The following is a 20722-nucleotide window of genomic DNA, read 5'->3' as shown; positions in this document are numbered from 1 at the left end:
TTTCTATAGGACGTCAGTTTATCGCCAAGGGGGTTAGGCTGCGAACATTTCCGGATGAAGGTGGGGTTATCGGCTGTGGAAATTTTTGACAAGTGACTGTGGTTTCAACGAAGTTACAGCCTAACATGGAATTTTTGCCGTGGAGAACTGATGAGGGTAGAGCCAGGATGAAGGTTATCTATTGCTGTAACAGTGCCTGTGTGAAGGGCTGGTGCAACGGTGATCTGAATATCTGGATTATGATGGGGCTTTAATGCAAATCAAAAACCTGATAGTTACTCCTTTTGGTTCTTTTATTCTTATAGGAATTCGGATCAAGTGACAGCAACTTATCAATGAGGGTATTTGCTCTATGTTCAATCTGGTCGATATAGTCACCAGTAACTGTTTCTACAGGCTTGTTAAATAACTGTTCAAAGTGCTCGTGGTACAATTCCTTGACAGTTGTAATATCTGGTGCTCCTGAATAGGGAATTGTGTCGTAATAGAAGTGGGCGCGATTTCTGACTAAACAGTTAAGTACCCAATGTTCATAAAGGCTCAGTTCAATCATTTGCGCCTTTTGTTGTACTTGTAGCTATCTTCATTGGGTTTCTGTTCATCTGGGTAAGGGAATTTAACGGTTAACTTGTTCATGGTTTTAATGGGTAACTCTGGTTTCTAGGATTTCAAGCAATTTGGGATTAACTTTATTAGCACTTTTAACAAGCTCAATGGCATCCATCACTGAAATCAGTTCTATTGGGTTGTAGCCGTATTCAGTAATGATGCTGCTATTTATGGTGGTGAGATTATTCGGCCTTGTCAGATTTGAAATATTCAGAATATCTGATAGTGAGACATAGGACTTTTTCTCTATGGTGGTGAACCTAAGTGGCTGCCTATTAAAGGTCATTAAATCATAATTCATTTGTTTTTCCTTAAGTTGAACCATATTCTTCTTGCCCTGTTTTTCATGATTTTTTTACCTCAACTTTTTGAAAGTCATTCTTTATCCGTTAGGAAATGATTGGCGCGATTTGTTATATATGCTGATGTGTAGAAAATACGTTTGTGTAAGAATCCATATATTGTGTCTGCTTTTTATAAAAATAACTATATATTGTGGTAATGTCAATTATGTGACAATCTATTTACTGTAAACGCTAGTTTCTGTCTTTAGATGAGATAGAGATTAACAATAAAGGAGATGATGATTATGAGTACGAAATCATATGCAACTGGCATATTTAACAAAGTGAAGAATAGGGCGATAGGTGAATATGATGTTCACAGGGAACTGATGGGTGATTTGAGGAATATTCTTGATGATGATATTGGTAAACTCAGACTGAAAAATGCTACTAGCATGTCATTTACATCAAGAGGTGCAGGTAAAGCTGCTATGATTGGAGCAGTAGCCAATGTAGCTTACAATTGGAATGATTACCATAATTCTGACCTTGTGAATGCTTCTATAGGTGCAACTGCTGGAATACTTGGTAAAGGTATCCTTGGCATAGCAGGTGAATATAAACATCTGAAGAAATTTTATTAACCACATTCAGGAGAGCCGTTTAAAGGCTCTCTGATAGCCCATGTCGTTCTGAATGGTCTAAATATGAAGTCTAGTCACTATCCAGAGACGTTAACATCCTCACACCCTTGCAGGATGTTCGTCCTGTAGTTCATTCAGAGCCTTTTGTAATATGTCATCTGGATAGACATTTGAAGTCTTGGATTTGAGGCTGTTGAAATGTCTTTTTTTGGTGATGCTGATACCTTCATCTACAGAGATACTTTTACATTTGAGCCGATACCTCTGCATAAAGCTTTTGTCGAAGTAATAACTTTTATCCAGTTTGCCGAGTTTGACCTGTAATGATATATACTGCCTACAAGTGAACATGACTTCATTATTGACTATCATTGAAATTCACCTTTCTGCTTGAGTATAAGCCTAAACCTAATGCGCCTAGTGCTGTTGGTACGCCTATGGTGTATTTGTTTCTATAAAGAAAATCGCCCAACCTTCTCATATCCTTAAACCTGTTATTCCTTTCTATCGGAATACCCTTCAGCTTTTCCTTTTGCTGCGTCTTAAGTGTCCCTGCAATGGCAACCGGGTATCTCGCATCTCTAATTATTTCTCCTGTTCCTGTATTAACAGTAAATGGCCCAATCTTTCTATCTGATAAGTAAATATCCTTGTAAGCTGTCGGCCATAAGTGATTCATTCTTTTAAGTGAATTTTCTTCACCATTTTCATATACACGCTCTATGTAATTATCAAAGTGTTGGTGATACAGAAACTGCTGTTTATCCATATCGTCAAATAAGTTACTCATTTTAATACCCCTTCATCTGGTTTTATCTTTCTATCTATTAAGTTAATTGAAACTATAAAGGGAGTCAAAAATTTATATAATATATTTTCAGGGGCAAGGCTTTTTAGTTAAATCTGAAAGTTTTTCGATGCCCCCACCCTCCTTACTGTGCTTAAAATCATAATCCTTTGAATGTGTACCTGGTATGACTTAAAGGTATAGCGAGTCATATATATGGGGGGAGTATCTCGGTCGATGCCCCCGGTATCCAAATAGAGCTGTCAACTGACAAGGTTGATGGCTTTTTTTATGTCTGAACGAAAGAGGTAATTCTTATGTTTATTACAAGTGAATGGACTTTATTGGAAGTCTATGAATCAACGGTTGCCTGCCTGAAAGAGAAAGGTCTACAGGTCAAGGTTTATATGGTTAACAAGTACCATCAGGTGAAAGCCTATGTTGCTGATAAATGTGAAAAGGTTGTTACCAGAATCAAGGAAGGATATGAAAAGGTCAGGAACTTCTTTGTGAACAAGGCAACAGGTGAATTTGTTTTTGCAGAGGAAGCAACTGAAACCGTTAGGGAATCTGAATCTGCTGGTGTGTTGTTGTTGCCGCATTTCTCTGTTGAAGGACAAGAGGATGTAGGTGAGCTGCCATCTGAGGAAAAGATAAACCTGACCATCAATGACTTTGCTGCTGTGGTTGGTGAATTCAAGCTAACCCCCAGTATGCTCAAGACAGCGTTGGATAGTGAGAAATGTACCCTGCATGGTAAGGAGTTGTCCCGTTACCAGAAGATTGCCAGGAGTCGGCAATATCAGAGTTTTCTGCTGACCAGAGCGAAGGAACGAGGCTTTGTATTGAGTAAGTCTGAGTTGCAGGAACTGATTAACCGAATTGTCGTGAATGGGCGATACACCCCTGAGTTTATGGCAATGGTCAATACCTATAAAACAAAAGGAGAATAGTGATGTTAGAACTATTACATGCCTTGAAGGTTTATTTGAACAAGCCTTCTGTGCGATTCAATAACCGTGTTATCTACCTTGCTTTGATAACACCATTCTTTATGTCAAAAGTGAGAGATGCCCATAAAGCTTATGCACATCCTGTAAGGGGAATGATAGGCGCGTTTCTGGTTAATGCAGGTAGTGCCTTTATTCTTTCCTCTGCACTGCTTTCTGATGCAAGTCTTCTCTTGGTCTTGTCAACTACTGTTGCACTCTCTTTAGCCTTTTACCTTGGCACGTACACTATTCTGGAAGGTTATTTCAGAAAGATAGCTGATGCTAAAGGTTTGAATTATCACTTTGCTTGAAATGTGAGGATATGAGAATGAAAGATTTAAATCTGTTAAGTGTCTTTTTCCTGGGTATTGGCATTATCCTGAATGGGATGTCATACCTGTTACTGTTCCTGTCGGTTCCTATGGGAATCATTGCGCCGCTTTACCTTGCTGCCAATTTCATGATTGAAGTCGGGATAACCTGTTTTGTGGCGTACTCATTGCTAAATATAATCTTTGGGTTTAGTGGATTTATCAATCGTCTGAAAGGAGTGGTGTCATGATATACCTGTTATTTGCTGCTGTAGTCATTACCTATGGCTCTTATCAATCAATGAATCATTTACCTTTTACCAAGTATGTAGTCGGTCACGCAGAACTGTTCAGCTTGTTATTTCAGATAGCTGTTGTGGCTAATATGTTACTGGCTGGAACGTCCTTTATAGCGTTTATGGCTAACTCCCTTGCTGCTGTTCTATTTCCCATGGTGCTTATTGCTATCAGGAGGTTCAAAGGTGGTAAACGTATCAGATGGAACTTATCGAAGTTAAGAAGTAAAACATTAGGGTTCTGGGTTGAGACTATTGAACCTGAAGTAAATGCTGAATCCTTTGGTGAAGAACTCAGGAAAGGTATCACTACTTTATTGGGTGGTACATTCAGATTTGTTAAAACATTTATCTTTGGGAGAACTGAAAAGACTGCATAAAACCTACTGCAATTAGCTCTAAGGCTCTTTAAGAGCTTCAGGGCTACTATCCCATTACCCAACCATTTGAAGGCTGTGTGCGAAAGCATACGGCCTTTTTTTATGTCCGTAAAAAATGAAAAGGTGATTATCATGAAAAGCAAACATGCAACCAAAGCCCAAAAGAATGCAGGTATCAAACTGTGGAATGCCATCAAGGAAGAAGTGAACTTCACTGATGAGTTTGACCTTGGAGGTGAATTGAAACAGAAAGCTGATGAATTGCTACAGGCGATGAAGATACAGGTCTGGCGCATCTCATTGGCAAAGGGAACGAAGGATGAAGCCCTGAAAGTGGTCTTTACCTACAACCAGTCGGTGAATGATTTGCTGGCCGAGAAGATGGAGCCGGAAAGGGATGATTTCGTAAAGAACCAACCTGCTGATGAAGATTGCCCTCCTGATACTCAGGAAGGCTAAGAAGTTACTCCCACATGAAACCAGCACAGCCTCAGCTAACGCTCAGGCTGCGCTTCACTGTGCCTGTCATATCGAGGTCTACGATTATGAATACCAACACAATTGAATATAAAAAGCTTGACCCTGTGGAACTGTGGAAACTGCTGATTAGTGAAGTGCTCTTCTACAGTGAATTTAATCTGGAGGGTGACAACAAAGCGAAGGCTGATAAGGAATTGGCTAATTTGAAACGCAACATCATGAAGATTGCTCATGGTGGAGGTAACAGAACGGATGCTTTACCTATCGTGTATGGATATAACAAGGCGATTACGGACATTGTTGCCGGAGTGATGGAACCTGAAAGGGATGATTTCAGCAGGAATGACGTTGTTGTCAGGGAATCCATTCCGGCATTTATGCAACGGCTGAAGGAGTACATACGGGTCAGGAACTACAGCTATGAGACGGAGAAGACTTACCTTGGATGGGTGAGCAAGTACATCGAGTTCAATGGACATCAACATCCTGCCAAGTTGAACCACTTGCATATAGAGGCATATCTCAACTATCTGGTGAACAGAAGGAAGGTGGCGCTATCAACCCAGAAGCAGGCATTCAATGCTGTGATGTTTGTTTACAACCAGTTCCTGAAAATCAAGCTGGCACCGATTGATAGTGTCAACAAATCCAAGAAGCCGAAGAAGTTGCCGGTAGTGCTGTCTGTTGAAGAAGTGAGGCAATTGTTCCAGTTCCTTGATGGGACACACCTATTGATTGCCCGATTGCTCTATGGGACGGGATTACGCATCAGTGAATGTATGACCCTCAGATTGAAGGACATCGACTTTGATAGAGGTGAAATATTCGTTTGGCGTGGTAAGGGAGCCAAGGACAGGAAAGTAATGCTGCCGAAGAAGTTGATACCGGCACTGAAGGAACAAGTTAGCAAAGTGGAAACCCTGCACCTTGAAGACTTGGACAAAGGCTATGGAAGTGTTTGGATACCAGAAGCATTGAACCGTAAGGCTGCAACGTATCAGTATCAGGTAGGGTGGCAATGGTTATGGCCGAGTAGCAATATGTCAGAGGATATTTACCAGGAAGGTGTTATCAGACGTTGGCATTTACATCAGTCAGTGATGCAGCGAGCCATCAGGGAAGCTGGGAAGGATGCAGGGATAAAGAAGAACTGTTACCCGCACATCTTGCGCCATAGTTTTGCCACACACCTTGTTCAGAGTGGTGTTGACATCAGAAGTGTGCAGGAGCTACTTGGACATTCTGACATTTCAACCACGCAGATATACCTTCACATTGCGGGTAGTGCTGCTAATGGAACTGCTTCACCGTTGGATGCTTTGCTTGATGACTGATTCCTATAGGAAGGATGGGGCGCGATTCTGTTGTTACTGGGTTGCGCTCTACTCTGTGAGCGAAAGCTCCCGGAGGAAGTCTATGACTGACTCCGTACAGGACGACAGTTCTGCAAGGGCTGGCGAACTGTTCACGTCCTGGATAGGGCTAGACAGGATGAAGTTCACATTGTTGGTAGTCGTGCCAATCTGGTTTTAACAGGACAACTCTCTTGTCAGCCTTGCGGCTGCAAGAGGTTAGGGTGGTTAAAGTGCCATGTTCACACAAAGGAGGTGATGATGCCGTGAAGATGCTTATCTGGATCAGGATAGCTGTATTGCTCTTGGAGGTCGTAGTGCTGAGGATGGCTAACCGCAGTAAGGTATTGTTTGGTAACTTACTATGCACAGACATTAGTTGGATGTATAGTTGTGGGCAATCGGTAGTCAGAACGGACAAGCGATAGTACAGTAACCCGATGATGGTTAAATGGTGAATACAAGGAGTCTTGGTTTCAATGCCTGTAATCGAATATCACTTATATCGCATTAAGTTTATAAAACCATCTCAGATGACACTATTTTATTCAGATGTTTCTCCCTCAGATTTATTTTCAATGGCTTTAAATGAGAAGCCTACTATTACATTAAAAAAAGACAATGTTTGGCATATTGGTAATATAGAGTATTTTGATAAATTTTGTGGAGCTTTTGCAATTGGGAGAACAACTAAAACCACTGTTGAACGATATGATAATAATACAGGTAATTTTATAGAGCAGTTGGATGACTCTTGTCCTTATACATACGTTTTGTTTGATAGGTCAATAGGTGTTTTAGGTGTAGCTAAAAAAACAAAAGTTGCTCCCGATGTTCAGGCAATTGCTAGAAAAATTGAAGGGATTTTTGATAACTCTACATCAGTAAAAGAACGTGGTATTAATGTCCTAGTGGATATTATTCCTGATCCAGAGGATTTTATAGAAAAAATACGGAGTGCTTATTCTATTAAGAGGTTTAAGGCATTTTTCACTGGCCCCAATCCTATTGATGCAGATGAAATATTCCAGAAGCCACTTTCAATTTATTGTCAAAATCTGAATGGTAACTATGGGAGTGTGGAGATTGTTGGTGATGCTTTAAATGAAGAGGGAGTCGAAGCAGTTGCAAAGTCAACAGCAGCAACCGGTAATACTGCTTCTGCAAGAATACAAACGGATAAGGAGAAAAAATTAATATCGGTGCAGCTTCGAGGTGATGCTGTTCGTGTTCCTGTCGACCAGAGTAGTGGGCGCGAACAAGCATTAAGGGAAGTAAAAGAAGCATATTATCGGGTTCGAGGATGATTGAAGATATTGTAATTGATACAGCAGATGAGCTTATTAAGTTCATTAACTCATTGCCAAATCACTTTGTTTTTAGAGGTCAGGCTGATGCAACTTGGAAACTTGAATCAACTCTTGAAAGAGTAATTGGTAAACATTGGTGCGCTAATAGCGCAACCAAATTTGAAGATCATTCATATAATGCATTTCGTTCTAAGTATCATATTTATAATCAGAATGAACATACTCCAGAGTCAAAGCTATCTTGGTTGTCAGTAATGCAGCACTACGGTGTTCCTACTAGACTTCTCGATTTTACTGAAAGTCCATACATCGCATTGTACTTCGCATTAGAATCATATAATCCTTTATCAGGAAGGGACTTTTCTATCTATGCAATTGATTATACGGCTGTAATGGAGCGTTCGTTGGAGTTCATAAAATTAAGGGATACTAAATTTCAAGAAACTAGAGCTTCAATATATGGACAAAGGGATAAAATCTTTGAGGAAGTTGTAGATCGTTTTGCATATGATATTTTATGGATTACTGAACCACTGGAACTAAATGCTAGAATGGATAGGCAGTCTGGAACATTTTTGGTATCTGGTAATAGAGAAAAAACAATTGAGTCGGTTATCGCATCTGGTACATATGATGAGTGCAAAATTGTAAAGTTGATAATAAGTAGCGCTCTCTATGAATCTGTATATGCACTACTCAGAAAAATGAGTATCAATGCAAAATCAATTTATGGTGATTTATCAGGTTTGGCAAAAGCTATTCGTATGGAACTTCAAGTATATACAGCCTAGATTCTTATTCTCAAAAGCTAAAGCTCTTGTTTCTTGAAGATGCAGCAGCCTTGCGGCTCCTGCGTCATTCCATAAGATCGGCACAGCTAAAGCTCAGCCTACATTCCCTATGGGGTAAGCTCAGACTTCTTGCAACTGACATCCAAAGCTTCAGGTGAGGAATGGAAAGCTAAAGCTCTCCATCCCCATGTTGGTCTTCCGTCTCTGCTCCGATGCCAGGAACCTGCTTCCATTGTGTTCCGTTCCAGTCCTTCACTCGCGCTGGTAGATGCTGACAGGCATGAGATAGTTACAACCATCGTGATATGTGAGTTGTAGGGCTTCGCACAAGCTCGTTCCGTCCTTCCTCTACACTCCATTACATCAGATTCCTGACATCTCCACATAGACTCCAGAGCAGGCTTTTACTGTCTTCGCTGACGCTCAGATGTGTTTAATTGGTAGTGGCTCTGATGATGTGTAGATGATGAGGTAAAGTACCCTGTCTATGAAAGTGTTCACTAAGCTATGCACAGATGATAAGTGGGCGTATACTGCTGGTTAATTGATAGGCTACATGGTTGTTATGCTTATGAAATTAGGTGCTTACGATAGTTTTCTTCAGGTTGACTATTAGGATAAGGGGAAAACCCCGTCTGATATTTTCTCTATAATAAACTGTTATACCAAAATAAAAATCTAAGCTCATGAACCAAAAGATAAGAAAAAGTGCAGATGATATTCTCAAATTACAAGAATCTATTTATGCACATATCAATACAAATCGGTATCAAGCTAATCTAATTAGTGACAGCAAGGTTTGGAATCAGATTTGTAGTTCTCTCGATGTCATATCTGACACAATTATGGCGATTCTTAGTTATTGTTCAAATGATTATCCAAAAGACACAGGACTACAATATATTTATACATATGGATTGCTTCAGTCACTGTTTATACAACAAGATGCTGTTAAAAACTTAACAAAAGCGTTTGGTGAAGAATACCAAATAAGCGAATCCCTGAAAAAAATTCGTGATATTAGAAACTCAGCCATTGGTCATCCCACATATGAACCAACAAAAGAAAATGTTTATTACACATATTTATCTAGAAATACGTTATCTAAAGAAAGTTTTTCTTATATGAGGTCTAGCGCGTCTGGAGAGGATTTCTTTCATGACGTAAATATCGAAGAAATTTTAGAGAGTCAACTTCTTGGCGTGCTTGATAAGTACAAGTTTATTTCAGACCTACTAATAGAAACCGATAAAAAACATAAAGAAAGACACAGAGAGCAGCTTATGGTAAATATATTTCCATCATCAATGAGTTACTTATTTCAAAAAGTTGCCCAAGCTATCTACTCTCCAGATGTCAGCAATGTAGCCTTTGGGGGTTCAATGTTAGAATCTATTGAGAGGATATATCGTGATTTTGAAAAAGAACTAATGAATAGAAATGAGATTCAAGGCAATGAATACTTAAAATATGATCTAGACCAATATTTTCATGCAATTGATAAATTACGAAAATATTTTAAAGAAGAATCGAAAGAAATGAATGAACGTGATGCACGAGTATATCACTACTATCTTGAAAAAGAACATAATAATTTTATTAAGATAGCTGAAGAATACGATGAAGAGTATCAGGATAAAAAACTTGAAAAAAATAATTAAAAAGGCTCAATATGCGTTTCAGGGTCTTATCCCAACAGCAGCGAAAGCAAGGACTGTAAGGCAGCTTGCCCCCGTTTCCTGATGTTGTGAAGAGACTCGAAGAATGCAAGGTAACACGGTAGCTTTTCTTGTGAGATCCCCCGATGAGGTCGTAACCATGAGCGTAACAGTGACCAAAAACCTTCCATCGTATTGACGTGGACTTCATGGAAACCGTCACCATCTTCGTCACGGGCATATTCGCCTGCGCCATGGTTGACGGTTTTGTGGGCATAGCCCCATTCTTCCAATCGGCTGTAAATGTTGTACTCATCGGTGTAGACCAGCGTGCCTGCTGCCACCGTTTCCACAATCAACGGCTTGATCGTCGTCTGTTTCACATTCGCCAGCATACGGATCACGACCTCCCCGGAACGCTGGATCATGCCGAAAATGGGTGGTTTGTCCTTTTCCAGTGTCCCACGCCCCGGCGCACCTTTCAGGGCGCGGCGGCGACCTTCACGCCCAGCATCCGCGACGGCTTCGGGGTTTCCCTTGTGTCCAGCCTTGACATAAACCTCATCAAATTCAACATTCCCAAACAGGTTTACTGGCGTTTTTTTTCTCGACACCACGCCGTAACTGTTCCGTCATCGCCTGAACATCATCCTTGTTCAACCCCAATTCGCGGGCGATTTGTTGGTTGGACAGGTTCAACGACATCAGGTACAGGCACAACACCCACACCTTCAGCGGCTGGTGGTGGCCTTCAAACACCGTTCCCGTCAGGTCATCAAAACGCTTTTGGCAATCCTTACACTGGTAACGCTGGCGTTCCTGCTGGGTGTCATCCTTGCCTCGACGGATAGTGTCCTGTGAACCGCAGTGCGGACAAATCACCCCATTAGGCCAACGCACGGAACGGACTTGCTCGAAACAGGCGGCATCACTGGTCAGGCTGGAAATACTGATGAGCGAGGTCATAAAGCCTCTCCTTGGCTATCGGAAATGACTAACTTTACCGCTATCCATCACGTTTGCAATGCCGGGGAAAACAAGACCCTGAAACGCATATTGAGCCATTAAAAAATGCTCAAAAAAAGTATAACGAGTGTGTCGACGACGGACGCGGTGACAGTCTTCGAGGTTATAATTTGATTTAAACTATGGAAATGACTGTTTTTCTAAAAGAATAGAAACTGCTGTTTAGGGGGGCAACTACTAGTAATAGCAGCACCTAAACCATGATAAAGGGCTGCTATTAAAGTTGTTTTTGATTATTATGACCTGTTCGGATGGGCTTCCCGTATGTGATCCATGGATTTATACGGGTAGAGCCTTCTTATATAATCTAACTGTTCTTCATCATAAGGACTAATTCTTTGTTGTTCAGGAACAAGGTATTTGTCTCTCGCCTCTGTGCAAGCAGTGTAAAATTTATTGGTTTCTGAGAATATTTTGTTAGATGTGATGGCTGACCCGAGTGATATATGGTAACGAGCACTGAACATTACGGCTGAAAGTGCCTCCCCCATTCCATCTGAATAAAACTCAATAAATGGGTATTCATTTTCTAAAATACCTAATATTTCAGTTCGCTTGTTTTTAGCTGTTTCCTTGTCTTTAGTGGAAAAGCCTGCTTCATAATCTAATTCAATAAAATTCTCTTTTTCAAATAGGGTTATCTTAAGGCCGGTGAAAGGGAGAAATGGCCAGTTGCTTCCAAGAGAAATAAACTTGTCATGATTTTCAACGTTTGGAAAATGTTTGTTAAGTAATCTAAATATTTCGTCTTGTGTAATTTCTTCACTAATTAAGAGCATAAAACCTCTCTTTTAAATTATGTAATAATATATTTTGGGGGCTGTACTAAATGCTGCTTTTTGTTAAAGATAACTTATTATTGTTATATGCTGATAACTTTTGCTGACATACGGTCGGTTTGGTAAGTGGTAGAAAAATAGCCTTGAGCTAAATACCCAATTAAACAATGCGTTAAGTATTTGGTGGATTCATGAATGAGCGAAAATTGAATTTCATAAGACCGGCTCAGTTCCCTGACGGGAACACAGCCTACGTTCCAATAGGGTGGTACTTATTACTACTACCTTTCTCAGAGTATAGGTGAGGAATGGAAGCACATAAATGTGCATCCATATCAGTGTCCACTTCCGCAATCTACTCCGGCCTGTCCTGGCATCATTCCGCTTCATTCCATTTCATTCTCTACACTCGCAGATGGTGTATGTGGCAGGAGAGAGGAACTATTAACTATCTGTGGAGACTTAGGGGTATACCTTCGCACATGCTCGCTATGGTCATTACATTCCATTCGGGCTACGTGATCCCAGGCCAAGCCTCCATAGCTTGCTTCAGAACAGACATCTTTGGTCTTCGCTGCGCGAAGAAGCGTTTGTCTGACACTACCTCGACATGAAATATATCTATTTTTCAATCTGGTATGTATCATCAGTAGAGTTTTTATGACTAATTATCTATCCATAAAGAATGCTCTACCATAGAATAGGATGTTTATGTTATTTACTATAGAGAAGTAACAATTCAACCCCAAGGGCATGGTGATAGTTAGATGGATGTAAGCAGCTACCTAAGCGAAGTTAACAAACAGTTCTTGACCGGTATTGCGAAAGAACATGCATACCGAGGCTACTTGAAAAACTTACTGGAAAGTATCTTGCCCGGTGTGATTGCTACCAATGAACCTAAACGTATTGACTGTGGTTCACCTGATTATGTGCTGACGAGAGAAGGGAAGGAAATTCCTATTGGATATATTGAAGCCAAGGATATTGGGGAGCCATTAGAGGGCAAAAAGCATAAAGAACAGTTTGATCGTTATCGTGATGCTTTGTCTAACTTGATTATTACTGACTATCTGGATTTTCATTTTTATCGTGAAGGTGAGCGTACTGTTAGTATCCGCGTTGCGGAAGTGAAGGATGGCAAAATTAATCCTTTACCAGAATCATTTGAAACATTTACCTCTTACATCAAAGACTTTGCAATTTTCATAGGGCAGTCTATTAAGTCGCCTGAAAAACTTGCTAAGATGATGGCAGGTAAGGCGCGATTACTTGCAAATATTATCCATAATGCACTTGATAGTGATGAAGAGTCATCAGCAAATAATGATCTATATGCTCAGTATGAAGGTTTCAGACAAGTTCTGATCCATGACATAGATACAAAGGCATTTGCTGACATTTATGCTCAGACAGTTGCTTATGGAATGTTTGCAGCGCGTTTACATGATCCAACTCTGCCGACATTCTCACGCGAAGAAGCAGCTAAACTGATACCAACTTCAAATCCGTTTTTGAGAAAACTATTCCAGTATATTGCTGCCAATGATCTTGATGACCGGATTGTTTGGATTGTTGATTCATTGGTGGAAGTCTTCTTAGCTACCAATGTAGCAGCTTTGATGGAGCAACATGGCAAAGGTACAAAGCGCCATGATCCTGTAATTCATTTCTATGAAACATTCCTTGCTGAATATGATCCTAAATTACGGAAAGCTCGTGGGGTTTGGTACACACCTGAGCCTGTTGTTAAGTTTATTGTCCGTGCAGTAGATGGTATTTTAAAAACGGAATTTGGTTTATCTGAAGGTTTGGCAGATTCCAGTAAAACCACTATCAAGGTTGACATGCCTGTTGTTAGGGGGAGAGGTAAGGACAGGGCAACAAGAATTGAAAAGGTTGAGAGGGAAGTACATCGTGTACAAATTCTTGATCCGTCATGTGGAACAGGAACATTTCTTGCTGAAGCAGTAAGGCATATTTATGAAGATTTTGAATCTATGCCGGGTATTTGGCCTCAGTATGTGAGGGATGACTTAATACCACGTTTACATGGGTTCGAGTTGTTGATGGCTTCCTATGCAATGGCTCATCTGAAAATGGATATGTTATTACGTGAGACCGGCTATGAAGCTAAGGGAGACCAACGCTTTAATATATTCCTTACTAATGCACTTGAAGAACATCATCCTGATACGGCAACCTTATTTGCCTCATGGCTTTCTGATGAAGCGCAGTCAGCAAACTATATTAAACGCGACACACCTGTAATGGTTGTTATTGGAAATCCTCCATATAGTGGTCATTCTGCCAATAGAGGAAAGTGGATTGCATCACTTTTGACTGATTATAAACAAGAGCCTGGTGGTGGAAAACTAAAAGAACGAAATTCCAAATGGCTAAATGATGACTATGTTAAGTTTATTCGATATGGGCAGTTTTTTGTAGAAAGAAACCACGAAGGCGTGCTTGCCTATATTAGCAATAATGGCTTTCTAGATAATCCGACATTTCGAGGGATGCGTTGGCACTTACTCACTACCTTTGACAAAATATTTGTTATAAATTTACATGGTAGCGTCAAAAAGAAAGATGGTAATTTCGATGAAAATAAAGATGAAAATGTTTTCGATATTGAGCAGGGGGTCTCCATTAACTTATTCGTTAAGACAGGCCGCAAAAAAAAGGGACAGTTAGCCAAGTTGTTCTATTATTCTGTGCATGGTAGCCGTAAAAAGAAATATAAATTATTGGCTGAAAGCGCTCTTGATGCCTTTGAGTTTAAAAATATTGACTTGCGCAGCCCATCATATCTTTTTACTCAGTTTGAAACAAAAGGACAGAGTGTTTATGAAAAAGGATTTTCTTTAAAGGAACTCTTTGTTGTTCAGTCAATTGGCATTGCAACTGCTAGAGATTCATTTTGCATCAAATTTTCTGAAAATGAGGTTAAGAAACTAGTTGGTGATTTTTCCTTAATGCAAATTGAGGATGCAAGAGAAAAATATCAACTTGGAAAGGATGTTCGAGATTGGAAGGTTGAGTGGGCGAAAGCAGATTTATTAAAATCCAATATTGACGAAAACAAGGTTGAGAAAATTTTTTATAGACCATTTGATGAGCGGTATACATACTATACCGGTAATTCAAGAGGTTTTCATTGTATGCCTAGGAATGATGTTATGCAGCATTTGGTTTCTGGGGAAAATATTGGGATTTGTTTCAATAGAAGAGTTGAAGAGAATAGACGATTTACTGATGTTTTTCTGTTTAAAGGAATTGTTCAGCTTCATTCTCTCAGTATAAAAGAGGCTAATAGCATAGCCCCCATTTTTGTTTCAAAAGAAGGCATCTGTGGAGAAAAAATTGCCAACTTTAATGATGAAATAATTACTAAAATCTCAAGAATAATAAAAGTTCCATTTTCGTTAGAAATGAGTAATAACAAAGAATCATTCTCTGCATTAGATGTTGTTGATTATATTTATAGTATATTGCATTCTCCAGCATATAGGGAGAAATACAATGAATTCTTATGTAGTGATTATCCACGTATACCCTACCCTGACAATGTGAATATGTTTTGGAATCTGGTGCAACTTGGTAATGAGTTGCGGCAAGTACATTTGTTAGAAAGTGTCTTGTTGAATAAGGCGATTACGTCTTACCCAAAAGTAGGAGATAATACTGTTACTCGAAAAATTCTTAGTAAGGATTGGGAGTTGTACGATGTTGATAGGAGTTTAGGGCGTATTTGGATTAATGATGAGCAATACTTCGATCAAATACCTCTATTGGCTTGGGAGTTCTATATTGGTGGATACCAGCCAGCACAGAAGTGGTTGAAAGATCGTACTGGCAGGGTGCTTACCCGTGATGACATACGTCATTATCAGAAAATTATTGTGGCTTTAAAGGAGACAGATAGACTCATGCAAGAGCTTGATAAGGTCTGGACTCCATAATTTTGATGCTGATTGATAGTGAAGGTTGTTATGAAGATAGACCATGAATTTCTGAAAAAGATACTGGATTTTTTTGAGTCTGCTGATAAGCCAACAATAACCCTTGTTGACTTTGAAAATAATGCTTTTCTAGATGATGAACATTGTTTTGTGTTTCATATGCAGATTCTTTGTGATCGAAAGCTTGTTCAACGAGAAGATGGTGAGGCTGGTTTTGGAATAGTAGATTCCAATAGAGGGGAATATGGTTGGATAGCTGTTCCATTACGATTGACTGCCGATGGTCATGATTTTTTAGAGGCTTTACGCAACGATGAGGTATGGGCAAAACTGAAAACGGACTTCAAGGATGCAAGTATTGGAACATTGTGGAGTGTTTCAAAGCAATTACTAGAAGGTTATCTTAAAAAGAAAGTTGAAAGCCTTATAGTGATATAAGCTCTATTGCAGGAGTCATAGTATGGAAGACTGGAAGAATTTGCTAATAGGTATCATTGGTGGCCTAGTAGTTCTTGGCATATCCAAAGTCTACAATGCCTATAGAAAGAAGAGTATTAAAAGCGATATTGAATTCTTGGAGTTTGAAAAAAAGCACCTCGAAGAAATGAAGCGCTCAAGTGTTGAAATGAATCGCAGCTCCTTCAGGGCAATTTTTGCTATCTTTATGTTCATTGGTCTGGCTAATTTGATTCCGCATTTATTTTCTCTAACGGGCATAAGTGTGTTTGTTATGGCTGGTTCGTTCTTGGAAGTGTTTTTATGGGGATGTGTTATATGGCTAAGTATTGGGTTCTGGCGCAGATACGATAATCTAAAAAACTATAAAGAGGCTGTAGAGCGAATGGATGAGAAGCTCGTTAAGCTTCAAGAAAAATTACAAGGAAGTAAATGAATCTTGTAATCAAACATCTTAAGGAGTTGTTTGCTGACAGGATCAAAGATGATCTGAGACGTTATCTTGCCTTAAATGAAAATGCGATATGCTATTTAGTATTGTCTGACTATGTTTTGCATGATGCGAATAAAGCGAACGATGTTGTTACGTATACTTTGATTCCTTGTAATGAAGAAGAGTTAAGATTTATCAAGGAGAGTATTGAAACCCATGCGAAGAAAGATATTAAAAAGTCTAGGTCTATTAAACCTGAGTTCATAGAAATACTACAAAGGAATTCATTGTTTCATATAAGCTTTCTGCTTGGGGATGTGAGGCTGTTCAAAAGGAGCGGAATGGACTCAAGAGAGCAGATGCTTAAGTCGATACAACATAGCATTGATGCATTATCAACGTCTACCAGGGCTGATGAGAAAGAATGGGTCAAGATATTAGAATGCTTCAAAAACGAGATTGCCAAGAAGTCATCCAATTTAAGGCTGATTGCTGACATTTCCATAGTATCATTGCTAACAGCATATATTATGTTTTTACTGGCAGTAGAAGGAAATATAAGAGAAGTTGCTTGGTTGTCTGATAGGGATAAAATGACAGAAGCTTATTCTCAGGTGGCTTTCTCATTTTGTCAGATGAATTATCATGGTATATGTGTCATTAACAATGAGCCAACCAGAAACCTTCAAAGGATGTATTACTATCCTACTGAAAAGGGTATTTTTTATCAGGAGCTGGTGAGGATACCTGACTATCTTGCCGGTACTTTGGCAGACTGGAATAAATCATCGCCGGCTCAATATGCGTTTCAGGGTCTTATCCCAACAGCAGCGAAAGCAAGGACTGTAAGGCAGCTTGCCCCCGTTTCCTGATGTTGTGAAGAGACTCGAAGAATGCAAGGTAACACGGTAGCTTTTCTTGTGAGATCCCCCGATGAGGTCGTAACCATGAGCGTAACAGTGACCAAAAACCTTCCATCGTATTGACGTGGACTTCATGGAAACCGTCACCATCTTCGTCACGGGCATATTCGCCTGCGCCATGGTTGACGGTTTTGTGGGCATAGCCCCATTCTTCCAATCGGCTGTAAATGTTGTACTCATCGGTGTAGACCAGCGTGCCTGCTGCCACCGTTTCCACAATCAACGGCTTGATCGTCGTCTGTTTCACATTCGCCAGCATACGGATCACGACCTCCCCGGAACGCTGGATCATGCCGAAAATGGGTGGTTTGTCCTTTTCCAGTGTCCCACGCCCCGGCGCACCTTTCAGGGCGCGGCGGCGACCTTCACGCCCAGCATCCGCGACGGCTTCGGGGTTTCCCTTGTGTCCAGCCTTGACATAAACCTCATCAAATTCAACATTCCCAAACAGGTTTACTGGCGTTTTTTTTCTCGACACCACGCCGTAACTGTTCCGTCATCGCCTGAACATCATCCTTGTTCAACCCCAATTCGCGGGCGATTTGTTGGTTGGACAGGTTCAACGACATCAGGTACAGGCACAACACCCACACCTTCAGCGGCTGGTGGTGGCCTTCAAACACCGTTCCCGTCAGGTCATCAAAACGCTTTTGGCAATCCTTACACTGGTAACGCTGGCGTTCCTGCTGGGTGTCATCCTTGCCTCGACGGATAGTGTCCTGTGAACCGCAGTGCGGACAAATCACCCCATTAGGCCAACGCACGGAACGGACTTGCTCGAAACAGGCGGCATCACTGGTCAGGCTGGAAATACTGATGAGCGAGGTCATAAAGCCTCTCCTTGGCTATCGGAAATGACTAACTTTACCGCTATCCATCACGTTTGCAATGCCGGGGAAAACAAGACCCTGAAACGCATATTGAGCCTCATCGCCAACTGTCTCGAAAGAAAAATTTGTTTTTATGTTGCAGCAAGTTATAAGTAATAATGACTTTTGTAAGATATTTAACTTGTCTTTCTCTGAGTCGGAAATGACATGCATCGAGTTGAAATTGCAGTATACCGAACCTGTTGAATCTTGTTAAAGAGGGGTATTAAAGCCCCCCTTTGTTTTAATAAAGCTACGAATAAATCCTACCTGTAAATCCATGTTCCTCACGTATCTGCTTCATCAGTATCTTTGCCTATACGATTAGTTTTGCACTATGCCTGAAGTTCTCTTTCAAGTCTTTAATGACGTAGTACAGTTCATAAATCTCAGTAGGAATTCCTCTATCGGATGACTGGGAAATATTTCCATTGCCGATGTTTAGTAAATCAATGCTCTCTGATGTTAACTTATTCAGAATTACTCTGACTTCTTTTAGTCTGTTATTTAGACCTATTGTTGTATAAGGTTCTACTTTTGGAAATGATATTTCTGGGATTGGTGAGCCGGATTCCTCTACGATATTTTTCATTAAGTTGTAAAGTTCATTGATTCTATAATCCAGTTCATTATCAATTAGAATTTTTGCATTTCTGATTGTATTTAATGATGAGATATTTAGGGATGTGATTTCTGGAAGTATAGTCTTTTCATTTTAGTCGGCTACACTTTGTCTGTTGAATGCGTAATCAATCGCGTCGTCCAGGGTGCTACCTTTTCCCATGGCCAGACGCGCATAATGTTTCAAGGTTGCCCAGCATTGCTCGATGGGGTTGAGATCAGGCGAATAAGCGGGTAACTGAATGATACGAATCTGGTATTTCATGGCAATCGCCTCCAGGTCACCGCCTAAATGGAAGCTCGCATTGTCCCAGACAAGCACATAAGGTTTGGGCTTTTCCTGACCTTGCTGCAACGATTTTCCCAAGGCTTCCAACCATTGTTCAACAATCATCCGGTTAATGTTGCCGGTCACTACCCACGGCATTTGCCAGCTTTGATCAGAGGCGCGGATAGCGCTGATCCAGTTGCGTTTATGTCCCCGGCCTCCAGGGCGGGGGATGTCACAAGGCTCCCCTTTTTTTGCCCAGCCCCACTCATAGCGTTCGGTACTGTAGAATCCTGCCTCGTCCGCAAACAGGATATGATCCTGACCGTATTTTTTCTCCAGATGCCCAAGTAGCCACAGGAAAACCCAGCGGTCTAGCGGTTTGGCTTGCTGGTAGAAAGAACGTTTTTTTTATGGCTCCAGCCGATCCGTTGCAGCCATTTATGCAGGCCACGATAAGAAATGGCCTTGCCATAATGCGCTTCAAAGCGTGGCAGCAAATCCTCGATGCGTTCAAACGGGGTTTCGCTCTCCACCCATTGCCGAAAAGCTTCAACGTCTTTCACCTTATGGCTGTGCCCAGGGCGGGGATGTGTCCGGGGTTGGAGGCTGCCGGTTTCTTCCCTCAGGGCCAACCATTTGTCCAGGGTGCTGCGGGCTATGGAAAACGTCCCACAAACGTGGGATTTATGTTTGCTCTTGTCATAGGCAGCAACAACACGTTCACGGAGATCCTTAGAGTAGTAAGTCGGCATGATGAAGGATGGGGAAGTTGATCATCCGTCCTATTGTAGCTGACTAAAATGAAAAGACTATAGGCGATTTAGATTATCTAAATAGACTTTGTTTGGGATTTTGGTAACTACTGAAGGTGCTGGTTTTAGGTAATCGGCCATTCTTTGTTGTGAAGCTCGATATTCTTTAAGTTGTTCATCTCTTTTTGCTTGTAATTCAGGTGATAAGTTATTCATTTTGTTTCTCCTTTAGGGGCTGTAGTGTTGTTGTTTGGCGCGATTTCTTCATTACATGTTTTTGCTTCTTTGTAAAAAATAATCATGTCGTGCAAGGTTTCTACTTCTTCTGTTTCATTTTCAGAAAGTGTCTCTTTGGAAGAGAGTTGGGCGATTTCTCCTTTCAAGAACTGGATGAAATATTCTGTTCCTATTGAATCAAGGAAAAAGGGTAACATCTCAATATGAAGTAGAGTATTCTTGCCGCGATTGCTTTTCTTTGCTGGCATACCTGTCGTTTCTGAGATGATTGTAATGCCATCCTGAACGATACTATTTCTCATGACTGCTTGCATGTACTTGGCTTTCTTGCTTCTGCTGATTAAATCTTTATTCAGATGTTCAAGTAATAAAATGGCATCAAAATAGTTGTCTTCTATAATTAGTGGGAAGCCGTTTACAATTTTGTAATTGGTGTTAATCATTTTTCTTTTCCTGTATGGTGAGATAGGGCGCGATTTGTCCCTATCTGCAAGTA

The 20722-nt window shown here is 40.6% G+C and carries 22 protein-coding genes and 2 pseudogenes; 14 read left to right on the top strand and 10 right to left on the bottom strand.

Going from position 1 to position 20722, the window contains the following annotated elements; translation table 11 throughout:
- Positions 1-640: 640 nt before the first annotated feature.
- On the bottom strand, positions 641-910 hold the full coding sequence (locus tag THINI_RS13910) for a hypothetical protein (protein ID WP_002709208.1): 270 nt from the start codon (positions 908-910) through the stop codon (positions 641-643).
- Positions 911-1198: 288 nt separating this feature from the next.
- On the opposite strand from THINI_RS13910, the gene THINI_RS13905 reads away from it, so the two are divergent.
- On the top strand, positions 1199-1537 hold the full coding sequence (locus THINI_RS13905) for a hypothetical protein (RefSeq protein ID WP_002709207.1): 339 nt from the start codon (positions 1199-1201) through the stop codon (positions 1535-1537).
- Between the two features lie 358 nt (positions 1538-1895).
- Here THINI_RS13905 and THINI_RS13895 read toward each other — a convergent pair whose 3' ends face one another.
- Entirely contained in the window at positions 1896-2327 is a 432-nt protein-coding gene (locus THINI_RS13895; protein ID WP_002709205.1) for a hypothetical protein, read from the bottom strand.
- Between the two features lie 314 nt (positions 2328-2641).
- On the opposite strand from THINI_RS13895, the gene THINI_RS13890 reads away from it, so the two are divergent.
- From THINI_RS13890 to THINI_RS13850, 9 genes are all read left to right on the top strand, one after another.
- Positions 2642-3277, top strand: a complete 636-nt coding sequence (locus tag THINI_RS13890; protein ID WP_002709204.1) for a hypothetical protein — start codon at positions 2642-2644, stop codon at positions 3275-3277.
- 2 nt (positions 3278-3279) lie between these two features.
- Positions 3280-3627, top strand: a complete 348-nt coding sequence (locus tag THINI_RS13885; protein ID WP_002709203.1) for a hypothetical protein — start codon at positions 3280-3282, stop codon at positions 3625-3627.
- 17 nt (positions 3628-3644) lie between these two features.
- Positions 3645-3878 carry a hypothetical protein gene (locus THINI_RS13880; protein ID WP_002709202.1) on the top strand — a complete coding sequence of 78 codons (234 nt, stop codon included), beginning with the start codon at positions 3645-3647 and terminating at the stop codon, positions 3876-3878.
- Entirely contained in the window at positions 3875-4303 is a 429-nt protein-coding gene (locus THINI_RS13875; RefSeq protein WP_002709201.1) for a hypothetical protein, read from the top strand. The genes THINI_RS13880 and THINI_RS13875 overlap by 4 nt, the downstream gene beginning before the upstream one ends.
- Before the next feature lie 132 nt (positions 4304-4435).
- Complete coding sequence (locus THINI_RS13870) at positions 4436-4762, top strand: hypothetical protein (protein WP_002709200.1); 327 nt, start codon at positions 4436-4438, stop codon at positions 4760-4762.
- An 86-nt stretch (positions 4763-4848) separates the two neighbouring features.
- Positions 4849-6117 carry an integron integrase gene (locus tag THINI_RS13865; protein ID WP_002709199.1) on the top strand — a complete coding sequence of 423 codons (1269 nt, stop codon included), beginning with the start codon at positions 4849-4851 and terminating at the stop codon, positions 6115-6117.
- A gap of 497 nt (positions 6118-6614) precedes the next feature.
- Positions 6615-7442 carry a hypothetical protein gene (locus THINI_RS13860; RefSeq protein WP_002709198.1) on the top strand — a complete coding sequence of 276 codons (828 nt, stop codon included), beginning with the start codon at positions 6615-6617 and terminating at the stop codon, positions 7440-7442.
- Positions 7439-8236 (top strand): FRG domain-containing protein, encoded by a 798-nt coding sequence (locus THINI_RS13855; protein ID WP_002709197.1) that lies wholly within the window; start codon positions 7439-7441, stop codon positions 8234-8236. The genes THINI_RS13860 and THINI_RS13855 overlap by 4 nt, the downstream gene beginning before the upstream one ends.
- 686 nt (positions 8237-8922) lie before the next feature.
- On the top strand, positions 8923-9897 hold the full coding sequence (locus THINI_RS13850; protein WP_002709196.1) for a hypothetical protein: 975 nt from the start codon (positions 8923-8925) through the stop codon (positions 9895-9897).
- 26 nt (positions 9898-9923) lie between these two features.
- Here the strand turns inward: THINI_RS13850 and THINI_RS27335 are convergent.
- Together THINI_RS27335 and THINI_RS13835 are read right to left on the bottom strand one after the other, a co-directional pair.
- Positions 9924-10860, bottom strand: a pseudogene (locus tag THINI_RS27335) (IS1595 family transposase).
- Between the two features lie 296 nt (positions 10861-11156).
- Positions 11157-11699: a hypothetical protein gene (locus THINI_RS13835; protein WP_002709195.1), complete on the bottom strand. Its 543-nt coding sequence runs from the start codon at positions 11697-11699 to the stop codon at positions 11157-11159.
- Positions 11700-12466: 767 nt separating this feature from the next.
- Here THINI_RS13835 and THINI_RS13830 point away from each other — a divergent pair.
- The 4 genes from THINI_RS13830 to THINI_RS13815 are packed head-to-tail and all read left to right on the top strand — an operon-like array spanning position 12467 to position 17425.
- On the top strand, positions 12467-15664 hold the full coding sequence (locus THINI_RS13830) for a type ISP restriction/modification enzyme (protein WP_002709194.1): 3198 nt from the start codon (positions 12467-12469) through the stop codon (positions 15662-15664).
- A gap of 30 nt (positions 15665-15694) precedes the next feature.
- A complete protein-coding gene (locus tag THINI_RS13825) occupies positions 15695-16102 on the top strand; it encodes a DUF2513 domain-containing protein (RefSeq protein WP_002709193.1) in 408 nt (135 codons plus the stop codon).
- 22 nt (positions 16103-16124) lie between these two features.
- Positions 16125-16556, top strand: coding sequence for a hypothetical protein (locus tag THINI_RS13820; RefSeq protein ID WP_002709192.1), 432 nt, complete (start codon positions 16125-16127; stop codon positions 16554-16556).
- On the top strand, positions 16553-17425 hold the full coding sequence (locus THINI_RS13815) for a hypothetical protein (protein ID WP_002709191.1): 873 nt from the start codon (positions 16553-16555) through the stop codon (positions 17423-17425). The genes THINI_RS13820 and THINI_RS13815 overlap by 4 nt, the downstream gene beginning before the upstream one ends.
- On the opposite strand, the pseudogene THINI_RS27330 reads toward THINI_RS13815, so the two are convergent.
- From THINI_RS27330 to THINI_RS13790, 6 genes and pseudogenes are all read right to left on the bottom strand, one after another.
- Positions 17370-18306 (bottom strand): annotated as a pseudogene (locus tag THINI_RS27330) (IS1595 family transposase). The gene THINI_RS13815 and the pseudogene THINI_RS27330 sit on opposite strands and share 56 nt — an antisense overlap.
- 355 nt (positions 18307-18661) lie before the next feature.
- Positions 18662-18937 (bottom strand): hypothetical protein, encoded by a 276-nt coding sequence (locus tag THINI_RS26040; protein ID WP_002709190.1) that lies wholly within the window; start codon positions 18935-18937, stop codon positions 18662-18664.
- 123 nt (positions 18938-19060) lie between these two features.
- On the bottom strand, positions 19061-19546 hold the full coding sequence (locus THINI_RS26635) for a transposase (RefSeq protein ID WP_245536675.1): 486 nt from the start codon (positions 19544-19546) through the stop codon (positions 19061-19063).
- Between the two features lie 62 nt (positions 19547-19608).
- Complete coding sequence (locus THINI_RS26630; RefSeq protein WP_040838909.1) at positions 19609-19989, bottom strand: helix-turn-helix domain-containing protein; 381 nt, start codon at positions 19987-19989, stop codon at positions 19609-19611.
- A gap of 57 nt (positions 19990-20046) precedes the next feature.
- On the bottom strand, positions 20047-20205 hold the full coding sequence (locus THINI_RS25280; RefSeq protein ID WP_002709189.1) for a hypothetical protein: 159 nt from the start codon (positions 20203-20205) through the stop codon (positions 20047-20049).
- Entirely contained in the window at positions 20202-20669 is a 468-nt protein-coding gene (locus tag THINI_RS13790; RefSeq protein WP_002709188.1) for a hypothetical protein, read from the bottom strand. Before THINI_RS13790 ends, THINI_RS25280 begins: the two co-directional genes overlap by 4 nt.
- Positions 20670-20722 lie beyond the last annotated feature (53 nt).

It is taken from the genome of Thiothrix nivea DSM 5205, assembly GCF_000260135.1.
Taxonomy (GTDB): domain Bacteria; phylum Pseudomonadota; class Gammaproteobacteria; order Thiotrichales; family Thiotrichaceae; genus Thiothrix; species Thiothrix nivea.
This window is presented reverse-complemented; position numbering and strand designations above follow the sequence as displayed.